Consider the following 13414-nt stretch of genomic DNA (forward strand, 5'->3'; position numbering starts at 1 on the left):
CAACCGATTGCGGCCGCCTGACGGTCTCCGTTCGAACCCGTTTCCAGTCCATTCCGTCAACCAGAGCCATGAGCTGAGCATGATTGAGCTGGACCCGGTGGTGGCCGATCCGCGGCCAGCAGAACTTCGCCTCATCCAGCCGCTTGGCATAAAGACACACGCCGCTGCCGTCCCACCAGACTATCTTGATCCTGTCCGCTCTTTTGGCGCGGAATACATAAAGTGCGCCGTTGAATGGATCCGAGCCGGCATCGCGCACCAGTGCCAAAAGGCCGTCGGGACCTTTTCTAAAATCGACTGGATGACTGGCGACCAACACCTTCACGCCAGCCGGGATCATGCCTGGCGAACCGCCCGGATAATCCGCACCAGCTGCTCCTCATTGATATCGGCACCGGCGCGAATGACCACGCCACCCAGCTCGATCTCCACCGACGCAGACGCTGTCGGCGTGACCTCGACAAAGCCGAGCCGCTCCGCATCCCTGTGTGGCGTGACCGCACCGCTCTTGATCGCCTTGCTCCGCCAGCCGAACAGCTGGGCCGGCGCCATCCCCGCTTGTCTGGCAATGGCCGATACATTCGCGCCCGGCTTCAGTGTCGCCTCGATCAGCCGCGACTTCGCTTCCGCCGACCAGCGCCGCCGCGGACGCTGCGGGCTTGCCTCCAGTCGGTTGGCAACCGCTTCAAGAACATGGAAACTTCTATCATCAGGCATAGGCGCAGACATAGAAATTGACACTGCAAGCTCCTCGGCTCCTTGCTTCAGTGTCAGTATGTCTCGCTCATCACCTCAAGCCGCGCCAGATGGGGTCAGCTTGGCGCTTACAACCCACGTCCTCGATACGCTCCTTGATATCGGGTCCGTAGGCTCGCGCGTGATCTGATCCGCCGAAGCGCTCGTCGCGCTCGCTCCGTGACATGGATGGCGTCGCTTCGAGCGTTTGACGATAGATAAGCGGTACTTGGATCCAGACCTGTCCTCGAGGCTTAAGGGATGACCAAACTTGCCGAAAAACATGCCGATCGTCAGGGACGTGCTCCATGACATGACACAAGACGACAATATCGAGATCGCTGGTGCCGTTCATGTTCATTAGGTCAACCTGCACGGTATCGGGGCCGTACCGTCCGGGCTCGATATCGCCTTTAATGAGGTTGCCCGCCTGAGATAGTCTCTTTGAAAGCCCCTTCTCGCTCGGCGCAATCTGGAGAATTCTAAGCGGTCCCGCCGGAAGCCCGAGAAGCTTACGGTCTAGAGCACAAATCAAAAACCGCTCACGATCCAGGGCATGACAAAGCGGGCAAATAAGCGTGTATCGCCCGAAACGGTAAAAAGCCGCCACACCGCGATCGCAAGCATTGCAGTGATGAGCCTTCCTCGTCGGGAGGAGTGTCAGGGTGAGGGCTCTCAGCCAATCTCCGTACGAATCAAGTTTGCGTGTGACCCGCCGCGTTGTGATACGATCAGCATAGCTGCGAAAAAGAGATAGAAGTCGGCTTCCTCGAGCGTTGTTCCACGATGGTTTCAGCATGTCGGCCTTCTAAGGTTTTTGACCCGAGGACCGATAATTAGCGCCCCCTGATATAACGTCGAGTCAGCGGAGCAGCAGGAGATTCGCCCCGTCATGGCATCGACCGTGATATCGAGCAGACCGGCGATCTCAGCCAGCGGCTCGTCAAGCACCGGTCAAGTCCAGACCCAAGCCGATCTCCAATCCCAATACAGGATCGGCAACCTCACAGATCGCGGCCACTCCCGAAAGGTATCCGGAAACGATCGCTTACCGATCAGATATGCTCGGGGTCTGTAAACAACAGGGTTACGGTCCCCATCCAGCCTGCGGCAAGCGAGGCGCAGCCGCCAACTCGGTCGGTTGGCGTGGCCGATTCCGTTGGTGACCCTTCCGGTCGACGCTCCCCGGACCTTCACACGGTGTGCTATATACCGATGCACTTGAACGGCTATACGAGCGAGTCATGGCGTTCCACATCAAAAATCCCGAGACCGACGCACTGGCCCGCCGGGTCGCCGCACTTAAAAGGACTGGTCTGACAGAGGCCGTCCATGCCGCGCTCAAGCATGAGCTTGAGCGCGAACAGGCTAGACCGTCCCTCGTAGAGATCGGCGTCAGGTTCTGCCGTGATCTGCGAGCCCGGGGCAAGCCTGATCACGGCAGGCCCGCCGACAAGGCGTTTCGCGACAGCCTGTACGAGAATGACTGATGTTCATCGACGCCTCGGCCCTGACGGCGCTGATGACCAACGAGGATGATGCGCGCGAACTCCTGGCCGGGACCCGGCGCGGCTGAACGGTGTTGAACCGGACTTTACTTGGCTGGCCACGGTCCAGATTGGATCACGTTCAAGAGCCTAAAATGCGGCGGGCTTGCTTCGGATGGTTAAGGCCAGGAGCGCCTCCGAAAGTCGTTTCTTCGCCCGCTCCACCCCGTTCTCGTCGATTGCCTCAACATCGAGGAACAAGTCGAGACCAGTCGCATGCTCGCTGATGACCTGAGGGCGCTGGGCGAGTTCACCCAGGAGGCCCTCGACTTCGTAGGGGACAACCTCCCGGCTGATCCCCTTCATGGCAATCGGTGCTAATGGACGCGCCCGGACAAGGTCGCGCACGAGCGCGTAAGTCTCATAGCTGAGGCAGATGCCGCCGGGCTCGGCAATCGACTGCAGCCGGGCCGCCAAGTTCGCCTCGGCTCCAATGATCGTGTAGTCCATCCGATCGTCGGAACCGAAGTTCCCAACATTGCAATAGCCCGTGTTGATGCCCATGCGAGCTCGGAAGGGCCGTTCAACTCCGCGGTCATGCCACACCCTGTTCAACTGCTCCAGCCGACGCTGCATGTCGACAGCCATGCGCAAGCAGGCTCTCGCGTCTTCCTCGACGCCTTGCGTCTCGGGGTCTCCGAAGAACACAAGAAGCGCGTCGCCGATGAACTTGTCGACGGTGCCGCCGTGTTTGAGCGCGATCGTCGACATCTCGGTGAAGTACTCGTTGAGGAGAAGCGTCAGGTCCTCAGGCTGGAGCCGTTCCACGATCGCGGTGAAATCCTTGACGTCGGAGAAAAAGATCGTGAGCTTCTTGCGCTCGGTCGCGATGGTGACGTCCTTCTGGCCGCTGAAGATGCTTTTGTAAATTTGAGGCGAAAGGTATTTGGCGATCTTCAATGAAATCGCGGCCAGGAAGTCGTTTGCCTCCGAAAGCTCCTTGTTGATGCCCTGAATCAACGCGGACTGCCGACGCTGCAGGAGAATGAACGTCAGGCCCGCCGCCGCCGCGAAACCGAAATATAGGAGCAGATACTTGAAGGTCAGCACGTTCGCAGCGATTGGCTGATTTACTGATATCTCCTGGATCCCTCGGACATCCCCTACCTTCCAGTCCGTCTTGGGGCTGTCCGGGTGTGAGTTATGGCAGGTCACGCAGACTTGTCCCATTACAACAGGGGCCGCGGCGCGGACCTGCCGGTCAAACAGTGAACCCGAGACCTCGATGATCGGCTCCTTCGGGTTGGCGCGCAAAGCCAAGATTGCATTCCGCTCGAAAACATCGAGCTGGTGGGGCGCGCGACCTTTGAAAGGCAGATCCGAGACGAACCGATATTTGACCGAGCCGTCATGAGCGCTGATGCGCTTGCCGAGTTCGATCGAGAGGGTTGCTGGAATAGGGATCGCGCCTGGCACGTCCCGGTAGTTGTGCGTCGCAGTCACGGCGCCGTTAGCTTGCAGCACGCGTCCCACGACGTCGCTGCCGTAGAATCCGCGCATTTCGTCGATGATGCGGCTGATTTCGCTGGCTTGCCTGCGCAGCATCCGTTCCGATAAGTCTCGGAGGTCGAGCCAGGCTGCGACCGGCAGACCGATAAGGCCGATGACCACTGCCGCCACCAGGAGCGGTCCCATGGTGCGCTGCTGACGCGCAATCTGTTCTCCCAGTCCAGCCATTGTGCAGGCGCCCGGCCGTCTTAGTATCTGAACTATAGCTCATTCCCGGCACGGTACCAGAGTCAGTCTTGGCTCGATGAAAACACGTCAGCCCTGCAACGTCGGACCGACCTTGAGCGGTTGTTGCGAAGCTCCGACCCTCACAGCGGATTTCGCATTCTGGCGCTAGACGGACAGTGAATCAGTGGAGGGGATGTCGCAAAGCCGGTTGTGGCCGGAATGCGCTCCGCGATAGCCGCTCAGGGTCAAAAAATTCACCTCTAGCAAGGTTGAGACTTCTGCGGCCGGAGAGCGGGTCGGAAAAGAAAGCGTCCCGCAAAACGTATCCGCGCTTCGGCCGCACTTTGGAATGCGACCCTGCGGCGGGTGACGCGGTACTGCGCGCTGCCGGCAGCATGACGCGCACCTGAATGGTGCGCCGCTCGCCTGCGGTAAGCGCAACCAGAGCGACGACGAGGATTTCGCCAATCCGCATTTCATTGCCAGCGGCAACGCTGCTACGGCCGCTTAGGCACCATGATGAACTCCAATCCCGTCCCGGCTCGTCTCCCCAAATGACGCCGTCGCGCATGCGACGCCTAGGTGAAGCATTTATTTTCAGGCGAACCGTTGCGCGAGGAATAACCCTACGGTGTGGATCGTGGCAGCGGCGCTTTCGCGTGTTAAACTGCTTGCATGCAGATCGACACCGACAAGATCGACGATGCCGTTATGGGCCTGCTTTGGCTGACGCTGCATGAAGAGAGGCGCGCCTGGAAGGGGTTGGATTGGAATGCTCTGGATCGCTTGCACGAGAAGGGGCTGATCGCGAATCCGGCAAACAAGGCGAAGTCAGTGGTTCTGACAGATGAAGGACTGCGGCGTGGTGAGGAGCTATTCCGAACCCTGTTCACTCGCCCGGCGCCCTGAGCCAGAGCGCTGGACGGGCGCCTGCGAGCTGATAGCGCACATGGCTGAATTTCAACACCGGCGGCGCGCTGACCGCAGGCGGGACGGGCAGTGCTCTCGCCGTGGCGGCCAAACTCGTCTTCGTCACCTACGCCAACGGGCGCCAGTCTGTTAAGGCAGTGGCAGGGAACACCGCAGCCGCGACATGCTTCTCCCGGCGAATGGGCGTTCCCGGGCCGAGTTGCAGTCAGCAGCGGGTCGGCGCCGCTGCTGACACATGGGATGTTAGTGGGGCAGATTGCCACTGGCGATGCGAAATCTCTATGGCTGCGGATTTCCTAGGGTGGGTTTCTCAAGCACCAGCACATGACTACCAAGAGGCGACGTGTGAGTGCTCCTAACCTGGAAACCCTCGTCAGAAAGCGTGTCGATAAATTCGCCATCCGTTCCAGGCGGAACGCGGGCAACAACGTTTGAGGTGCGCCTCACAATATTGGAAAGCACCCTTCGCGCCTTGCCTGGGCCGATGTTGCGCTGCATGTGCTGGTAGACGGCCAGCAGCAGGACGATATCGTATTTCGGTAGAAGGATATTGCCGAGGCGCCGGCTGCCGAGGTTTAGGCGATCGAACCTGGCATGTACCGGGGAGCCACTCAATAACATTTTTGCAGTCTCGATATGCGGCTTGGCAATGTCGATCCCATGGATCGAGCTGGGTCTCAGCTTGGATATCTCATAGGCGACAACACCCATATTGCAGCCAACATCGAGAATGGATTTTCCGGCGTAGTCGACCTTTGCGGAGAATAGCCCGTCAAGTCTGTCGTCCCACGTTCCTGCAAAACCCCTTTTGAATCTTGACCACCACAAATCATCAGCTCCTTTGGGAAGAGCCCCCTTGAGCGCCTCCTACCACGAGAGAATTAATGGTCGATACCCATTCAACTGGAATTGATCACATTGACGAACCAAGGCAGGGATGTGTGCGGCGGCGTTACAACCCCATCACCTTGAGTGCCGCGGGAACCGGATAGCGGCTGCCGTCATAATGCAGCCGGTAGGTCCGCTTCACAGCCTTGCCGGGATGGGAATGGCATTCGCCATCCTTGTCGGGGGAGGGATTGTCGGTATCCGTCCGCTCGACCGCGGTGATATCGTGATAGCCATGATGGCGCGCCGGGCTCATCGCCAGGCTGACCTGGCTGGAATGAAACGATCCGGCGCAACTGGCATCGCTATCGCCGCCATGGCCGGCCACCACGAGGCCGTCGAGCACCAAGCGAAGCGCATCGTCGGCAAGGGCGTAGAGCCGCAGGTCGGTTTCAGTGAAGGGAGTGGCCTGCGAATGGTTTGCCATTTCGATGCGCAGGCCGAAGGCGGTGACCTCAGGGGCCAGTGCATAACGGCCGGTGTCGAATTCCACCTTCTCGATGACAATCGCGTCATCGGTCATCAGTCCAGGCTGGAGCAGGCGCTGGCGCACCCGCAGGCTCTTTCTATCGACGACCAGTAGCTCGATATCGCCGACATGCAGGTGGTCGCCGTTAGCCCTGTCAATCAGCGGCACTGCGACCAACAGCAGGTCGACATCGGCGGGCCAAATCTTGCAGACCAGGCCGAACGGCGCATCGCTCTCCGGGAGCGTTGAGGTGATGCTAGTATGAGGTTCAAGCGTGAACGAGGTGCCGTCGGCGCTCTTTCGGGCCTCGGGATAGGCCTGCTGCACCAGGGCGGCGGCATCGCCGCAATCGCCGGCCGCTGCCCGGGCGGGCGACAGGCTGGCGAGGGCGGCGCCGAGCAACAGGACAGGCAACACTATTCGCATGGAGTTCTCGCGTCGCAGGGCCGGGTTCGGCCAGGGCCCTTCTACGCGAGATTGGTGGCGGCGCACAGGGTGTAGGGACGTGACGGCTAGCTCCACCCGCTGCGTCAGGACCATAGGTATCCTGGAAAGTCGTAAAGTCCGAGCTCCCTTAGGGACGGTGATCATGAGAACGCCGCCCGAGCGGCCAATTTTTGCCAATGCTGTTCGAGCTACCTGAGACAGATACTGACAATGTGATCTCGATTGCCTTGTCGCGCTCCGATTAGATAAAGAAGCGCTCCGACAAGAAATCTCTTCAAAACCGGACCTCGCCGATCCGCCGGGCGCAGCTTCTAGGGTGTACATTCCAAAATTAACTCGGCATGACCTCCGTTTCTGACCCCCTGAGCCGGGCGCGTTCGCTGTCGGCGCGGTATCGAAGCAGAACCAATGCCGCGCCTGCTTCGGCTTTCCGAAACCCCAGCGTGTCTTTCCTTGAGACTTGGCAGCACGGCGCGTTCAATCGGAACCGTGCTGCCTTCAATGTACAGCCAGTCCAATCATCCGGCGAGCTTGTAAACGCCGGCAGCCTTTTTGGCAGCTGCGAGCGCCGCCTTCATGTCGAGTTCTTCGAGGACAACCAGGTCGTTTATCCAGCCGCTTGCCCGGACCGCCAGTGCTAGGTCCATCCCATCGGCCTGGTCCGGAACCTCAGCATTGATGACAATATCATAGGCGCCGCGAGTAAACATCATACCGGATACCTTGCCACCAACGCTTTCCAAAACCGCCTTGATTGCAGCTTCCCGGTCTGAGCCCTTTATCAATCCCTTGTAGGCATGGGGCGGACAGTTTCCCAGGATTGTCACTTTCATGGGTATTCGTCCCGATCAGTACTAGTTTCGTTATTGATCGTTTCACCAACACGGAGCTATGGCGGACAGTTGGGTCAGCCGTAACCCTGCATCGCAACGCTCTTGCTCACATCCAAAGCTGGCAGCGGGAAAGGTTCGACCTGCCCTGCGGTCTTGTCCAGATACTGCGTCAAGGCCGTCACGAGGTGGTAGAAAATGCTCGCGGGCACCTCCGTCGCCAGTGACCTTCCGCGCTCGTCAATTCTGTCGATCCACAAGCCTAGCGGTGCGGGATCGATATGCCATTTGAAGAGGCGGGCGACACGAGCTTCGATCTCGGGTTTCAGATCAGGCCCGCCGATGCCGTCCAGGGCGACGGCCGCCTTGACGGCTTCGCATTGCGGCCAGCTGCGGGAGAGCCGGTCGAAGGGCATTCCCTGCCGCGACACGGCTGCATAAGCCAGGCCCGTGGCCCGGTTCAATCCGCTGGCGATCGCCGACGAATAGAGCTTCCTTGCATAGGCTGCCAAGTCTTTCTGCCCGCTTGCCCGCGCGAACTCGACGAGGAGCGAAGCCCATTCGAAATGGTGCCCTGGTTCGGTCCACTGTCCCTCCTCTCCCGGCAACGGTAGCCAATCGACATCGAAATGTTCCCCAAGCGTCCAGCTCTCCTGATCGAAGAAATGGGACCGGAAGAGATCGACGACGCGTGCCGCCCGACGGAGATATGCACGCTCGCCGGTGACGCCATGCCAGGCAAGGAAGGATTCCAGCATGTGCATGTGCGGGTTCGAGAACCGCACCCCCTTCCAGCCGGGGGTCTCGAGGAAGCCGTTCAGGCTGTCGTCCTCGAGATGGGTGTCGATGAAACGGAACGTCTCTTGTGCCAGCTGCAGGGCATCCTGATGGCCGCATCGGTGAGCATGAGCAAGCGCCAGGAGCACGCAGGAATGGTCGTAGGCGTCCTCCGTCGGGTCAGCCACGCTGCCATCGGATTAAGGGTGCGCACCCAGCCACCGCGTTCGGTGCGGCCGTGTTTGGCGATGAACTCGATGCCGTGGTCGATAAGCTTGTCGGCCGGTCCAACCCAGCCGCGTTCTTTGGCCACCGCGAACGCGTAAATCTGGCGAGCCATCGTCCGCATGCGCTTGGGTTTGCCCAACGGCCTTGCATCGAAACCGAGCGCCTCGTGGAAGCCGCCATACGTATCGTCGACACCTGCAGTGGACCACAGCGGCAGGGTTTCGTTGAAGAGCCAGTGCTCGACCCGCTTGCGCCATGACCCGCTGATGATGACCCGGTCGTCCGACCCCGTGAACTTCGTTTCAAGGCGTCCGCTCTTCTCGAGTTGTTCGACGACTTTCTTCACGTTCTGGCTGTGGCTGACAGGAGCGACGAATACCGCGTCCGGTGTCGTCACCACCGCCACATGCTTCATTCCAATGACTGTCAGCAGTCTGCCCTGGCTTCTGAGATAGGAGTTGCCGCAATCCATGGCGACAACGTCGCCCATTACGACATTGCCGTCGCGGTCCGTCGGGCTGGCTTCGAGCAGCGATTGCCACGATCCAAGGTCGTTCCAGCGGAAGGAAGCCGTAACCATCGCAATACCGCGTGCATGCTCCATGACTGCGTAGTCGATCGACGTCGACGGGACAGCCGAATAGAAGCCCTGGGGCAGGTAGATGCCCAAGACGTCGGTCCGTGCAGCCTTATGGGCCCGTTCCGCGGTGTCCCAGATGTCTGGCCGGAACTCGAGAAATGCCTTCCGCATCGTGTCGGCACGAAACAGGAAGATGCCGGCGTTCCAGTAGAATCTTCCCGAAGCCACATATTTGCGGGCCGTCTCGGCATTGGGCTTTTCGACAAAATGTGAAACGGCGGCCCCGCCGTCACCATTTGCCGTAACCTCGATGTAGCCGTACCCGGTTTCGGGATGGGTCGGCCTGATGCCGAATACGACAATGCTTCCTGAATCGGCGGCAGGCATGCCAGCCTCGACGGTTTGCCAGAATTGCATTTCGGTCGATATCTGATGGTCGGAGGGCGCCACGAGCACAAGCGCGTCACCGCCATATTCGGAGATCGTCTGCAACGTGGCTATGGCCACCGCAGCGGCGGTATTGCGGCCGACGGGCTCGAAAATCGGTCTGCCGCCGTTCAGGCCGAGCGGACCGATGTCCGAGATAACGCGGTCGGCATGCCGTTCGGAGGCTATCAGATAGATCGGCGTCTCGCCGTCCGAGCGCGCCTTGAGGCGTCGGACAGTCTTCGCAAGCATCGAGCCGTCGCCCGAAAGGTCGTGGAATTGCTTGGGACTGTCTTCGCGCGACAGCGGCCACAGCCGCGAGCCGACGCCCCCGCTCATCACAAAACTGACGATCCGCTCCGGCATGATCCAGTCCTCGCAAAATTTCTGGCTGTAGGCTCCGACCTCTGGATTGCGGCGCAGCACGGCATCGACAGCCTCGAACATCTCGCGACGAAGACGAATGTGTTCGGCCTGGCTTGTCCGACTGTGTCCTGGGTCACGCATTTTGCTCGGCTCTTGCGCAGACAGACGTAGCACGCTGCCGGGCGGGAGGCTCCTTCATGAATTGGGGTAGCCCTAACGCCCCGATTGGCACCCCCTAGTCCAATAGGAGCATGCTTGTCGGCGACCGAAAGGATGTCTCGTTCGTGCTGCTCGGGCTGACGACCACTCGTTGGTGGGTTCCAAGGGGCCTGTGAGAAGCGCGTCTTCGGGGATCGGCTGTGGCGCCAGATTCGGGTAGATGCAGGATGAGCCCAAGAACAACAGTCGGCCGACGTCACACTGGAACGCGGCGTGGATGACATTCGTTTCGATCAGCAAGTTGTCTCGCAGGAATTCGGCCGGATAGCGATCGTTGGCGAGAATCCCGCCGACCTTTGCGGCTGCAAGGATCACGGCGTCGGGCCTGGTTTCTGTCATCCAGCGATGCACGGCGTCCTGATGCGTCCTGATTTCGAAGGTCGAGAACGTCGCGCGGTGCCATTAGGACCTCGCAGTTTTCCTTCTCCAATCGCCGCGCCACAGCCGAGCCGACCATGCCGCGGTGGCCAGCCACGAATATCCGTTTTGCGTCGAGCCGGTAAGTGTTGTTCATGACCGGTGGCGCTTTCTAGACGCTACTGTCCATGTGCCAGCTCTCTCGCTCCAGACGTTTCAGATCGGCGGCCACCATTTCCGCCACGAGGTCGCTGAACGTCGTCTTAGGCGACCAGCCGAGCTTTGAGCGGGCTTTCGCCGGATTTCCCATCAGGAGATCGACCTCCGTTGGACGGAAATGGCGTGGGTCGATTCGGACGAGGATCTCTCCTGTCTTGCCATCCCGGCCGATCTCGTTCACCCCCTTACCTTCCCAGACGATGACGCGGCCGACTGCCCGAAAGGCGCGCTCTACGAACTCTCGAACCGAGTGGGTTTCGCCCGTGGCGAGGACGAAGTCGTCTGGCTCGGCGTGCTGAAGAATCCGCCACATGCCCTCCACATAGTCGCGAGCATGCCCCCAGTCGCGTTTCGCATCCAGATTTCCAAGATAGAGGGCGAACTGAAAGCCTCGCTCGATACCTGCAACCGCACGTGTGATCTTGCGGGTCACAAACGTCTCGCCGCGCGTGGGGCCTTCATGATTAAACAGTATGCCATTGGAAGCGAACATTCCGTACGCTTCACGGTAGTTGATCGTGATCCAATAGGCATAGAGTTTGGCCGCCGCATAGGGAGAGCGCGGGTAGAACGGCGTCTTCTCCGTCTGGGGCACCTCCTGGACATTGCCGAACAGCTCGGAGGTTGACGCCTGATAAAAGCGCACCCGCTCTCCCATCTTCAGGATGCGGATGGCTTCAAGCAGCCTGAGTGTGCCAAGGGCATCGGCGTTGCCGGTATATTCAGGCGTCTCGAAGCTTACCTGGACATGGCTTTGGGCCGCCAGATTGTAGATTTCGGTAGGGCGCGTCTCCTGAATGATGCGAATGAGATTGGTCGCATCGGTCAGGTCGGCGTAGTGGAGAAAAAAGCGTGCGTCCGGTTCGTGCGGATCGACGTAGATGTCGTCGATGCGTTCGGTATTGAAGGAGGAGGATCTGCGTTTCAGTCCGTGGACAGTATAGCCGTTCTCCAGCAGCAGTCTGGCAAGGTAGGCACCGTCCTGACCGGTCACACCAGTTATGAGCGCAATGCGATCTGTCATCGGGTCCCATCCAATCCTTGAGGGCTGTGGTGGCGCCGTCGACCGACGGTCTGCCCCCACACTCCTCTAACGAAAGGCGAAAGTGCCGTGTTCGGCCAGAGTGTCATTGTGGGAGGCACGCCAGCAAAAGGAGGTAATCCCCACCGCTCAATGCCCGTCACAGCTACTTCCCGTGCGTCCCCTTTCTGCTTGGCTAGCCTCTTCAGCCTATGCTCCTATGGCATGGACGTAGCCGCCCTGCCGCGAGCCGTCAGTTCACAAGCGCTTGCGCCACCGCTTCTCCGGGAGCTGCGTGCCGGCCATGCTGCCGTCGGCAATGCCGAACATGTGGGTCGGCTGATCAGTGCGGCGCGGGCGGTGCCTGCCGAGAAACGGTTCGCGTTCGGCCTGCATCTCGGGTCACCTGGCAAGCGTGGCGTCAGGTTGTTGCCGACGATCTCCGCCACCGACGGCGGCTTGTCGAAAGTTCTCGTAAGGCTTGTTATCGCGTCAGCAAAAATGACAATTCGTGGCCCGCAGGAGAAACATGGAACAGCGTGTAACCCTGGCCCTTTATCGCTTCCACTGTTCGGTAGGTTTGCTCCACCGGAGTGCGGTGCCACCAGTGGTGAAACTCGACGAGAATCTGTCTCGGTAAGACATCAGATCCAAGCACCTCCGGAAGGACGTCGTGCTCTGCCCCCTCGACGTCGAGTTTCAGCACATCGATAGTTGCCAGTCCGAGCATATCCAGGATAGTAGAGTAACGCCTCACGTTGCAGACAATGCTCTTGCCTGTAACCAACTTCGTGGAAAAATTGCTGCGTGTATCATCTTCGGACACAGCAAACGTTTGCTCCCCGTCGAAATTAGATATTCCCAAGGGGTAGATCCGCACAGTGGGGGGTAATTCCTGAGCGGCAATCCAGTCAAGACTGGCCGGAGTCGGATCAAACCCAAAGACCTTTGCACCGAATACTTTGCTGACTTCCAGATCAAATGAAATGTCGTCCCCTAACCCAAAGGAAAGAACAATAGGGGAGGGGGCACCTAGAAGAGGCTCGACCGCAACGACCCAACCTCCATATGCGGAGCCGAGTTTTTGTATAGGAATAGAGCATTCGGGCCGGAGAAGATGATCGAATCCTAAGGCCGCTCTTACAACTCGCTTACAATACCGGAGCCGATCTGGATTGTACATCAATAGTTGCCTTTGGCTTATTCCTAGTACTTATTCCTAGTAGCTGTTCCGCTTGACTGCGCCGTCCTCACTGTGTCCGCCGTCCTCACTATGTCCAAAATAGACAACAGCGCCAGATGGGGTTCAGTCTGGCCTAACGCGGAGCGGCTATCGCCCTGTGAATTTTACATCGATTCCCTCCCGCGACCAGAGTGTCATTGTGGCAGGCGCTCCAACAAAAGGAGGTAATCCCGTCGCTCGGCGTTCGTAACAGATGCTGCGGGAGCATCGCCTTGGGCTCGGCCAACGTCTTCGCCCTACCGCGTAGGAAGTAGCCGCCCGCTGCGAGCGCCGGCTCACGAGTCCCTACGCCGATGCCCTCGTCCCCGGGGGCCGTGCCGGCTACTGCGGAGCCAAAGAAGTGGCAATCCTGTTCGTTGCGGAGCTGAACGCAGAAGGGCGGGCAGTTCAAATCGGCCTTGGCGGTTGCAACGAAATTGACCTTGGGTTCGCCGAGCGGAGAGATCGGGCTTGTT

The 13414-nt window shown here is 59.6% G+C and carries 12 protein-coding genes and 3 pseudogenes; 3 read left to right on the forward strand and 12 right to left on the reverse strand.

Annotation, left to right across the window (positions count from 1 at the left end):
* The 3 genes from tnpB to NKI16_RS25260 form a co-directional block, all read right to left on the reverse strand.
* Positions 1–340: IS66 family insertion sequence element accessory protein TnpB (gene tnpB, locus NKI16_RS25250; protein WP_352923781.1), on the reverse strand; the 340-nt coding region annotated here is incomplete at its 3' end.
* Complete coding sequence (locus NKI16_RS25255) at positions 337–717, reverse strand: transposase (protein ID WP_245274633.1); 381 nt, start codon at positions 715–717, stop codon at positions 337–339. The genes NKI16_RS25255 and tnpB, both read right to left, overlap by 4 nt.
* A gap of 70 nt (positions 718–787) precedes the next feature.
* Positions 788–1534, reverse strand: a complete 747-nt coding sequence (locus NKI16_RS25260) for a class I SAM-dependent methyltransferase (protein ID WP_352923783.1) — start codon at positions 1532–1534, stop codon at positions 788–790.
* Between the two features lie 445 nt (positions 1535–1979).
* Between NKI16_RS25260 and NKI16_RS25265 the strand changes: the two genes are divergently transcribed.
* Positions 1980–2225: a type II toxin-antitoxin system VapB family antitoxin gene (locus tag NKI16_RS25265; RefSeq protein WP_254820584.1), complete on the forward strand. Its 246-nt coding sequence runs from the start codon at positions 1980–1982 to the stop codon at positions 2223–2225.
* Positions 2226–2372: 147 nt separating this feature from the next.
* Here NKI16_RS25265 and NKI16_RS25270 read toward each other — a convergent pair whose 3' ends face one another.
* Positions 2373–3959: an adenylate/guanylate cyclase domain-containing protein gene (locus NKI16_RS25270; protein ID WP_352923785.1), complete on the reverse strand. Its 1587-nt coding sequence runs from the start codon at positions 3957–3959 to the stop codon at positions 2373–2375.
* Positions 3960–4282: 323 nt separating this feature from the next.
* On the opposite strand from NKI16_RS25270, the pseudogene NKI16_RS25275 reads away from it, so the two are divergent.
* Positions 4283–4470: pseudogene (locus tag NKI16_RS25275) on the forward strand (3'(2'),5'-bisphosphate nucleotidase CysQ); the annotation flags it as partial.
* A gap of 164 nt (positions 4471–4634) precedes the next feature.
* The gene (locus tag NKI16_RS25280) at positions 4635–4868 is read left to right on the forward strand and encodes a DUF6429 family protein (protein WP_352923787.1); all 234 of its coding nucleotides are present in this window, start codon (positions 4635–4637) and stop codon (positions 4866–4868) included.
* Positions 4869–5168: 300 nt separating this feature from the next.
* On the opposite strand, the gene NKI16_RS25285 is transcribed toward NKI16_RS25280, so the two are convergent.
* The 8 genes and pseudogenes from NKI16_RS25285 to NKI16_RS25320 form a co-directional block, all read right to left on the reverse strand.
* Positions 5169–5717 (reverse strand): class I SAM-dependent methyltransferase, encoded by a 549-nt coding sequence (locus NKI16_RS25285; protein WP_352692416.1) that lies wholly within the window; start codon positions 5715–5717, stop codon positions 5169–5171.
* 124 nt (positions 5718–5841) lie between these two features.
* Positions 5842–6786 carry a PA3715 family protein gene (locus NKI16_RS25290; protein WP_352699713.1) on the reverse strand — a complete coding sequence of 315 codons (945 nt, stop codon included), beginning with the start codon at positions 6784–6786 and terminating at the stop codon, positions 5842–5844.
* Positions 6787–7211: 425 nt separating this feature from the next.
* Positions 7212–7526: a GYD domain-containing protein gene (locus NKI16_RS25295; RefSeq protein WP_352699715.1), complete on the reverse strand. Its 315-nt coding sequence runs from the start codon at positions 7524–7526 to the stop codon at positions 7212–7214.
* A gap of 74 nt (positions 7527–7600) precedes the next feature.
* Positions 7601–9900: pseudogene (locus tag NKI16_RS25300) on the reverse strand (AGE family epimerase/isomerase).
* 303 nt (positions 9901–10203) lie between these two features.
* Positions 10204–10633: pseudogene (locus tag NKI16_RS25305) on the reverse strand (NAD-dependent epimerase/dehydratase family protein); the annotation flags it as partial.
* Between the two features lie 15 nt (positions 10634–10648).
* Complete coding sequence (gmd, locus tag NKI16_RS25310) at positions 10649–11719, reverse strand: GDP-mannose 4,6-dehydratase (protein WP_352923789.1); 1071 nt, start codon at positions 11717–11719, stop codon at positions 10649–10651.
* 255 nt (positions 11720–11974) lie between these two features.
* Entirely contained in the window at positions 11975–12112 is a 138-nt protein-coding gene (locus NKI16_RS25315) for a hypothetical protein (RefSeq protein WP_352923791.1), read from the reverse strand.
* 88 nt (positions 12113–12200) lie between these two features.
* Positions 12201–12899 carry an FkbM family methyltransferase gene (locus tag NKI16_RS25320; RefSeq protein ID WP_352923793.1) on the reverse strand — a complete coding sequence of 233 codons (699 nt, stop codon included), beginning with the start codon at positions 12897–12899 and terminating at the stop codon, positions 12201–12203.
* Positions 12900–13414 lie beyond the last annotated feature (515 nt).

Origin of the sequence: Mesorhizobium sp. M0698 (genome assembly GCF_040320455.1) — a bacterium.
Classification (GTDB): Bacteria; Pseudomonadota; Alphaproteobacteria; order Rhizobiales; family Rhizobiaceae; genus Mesorhizobium.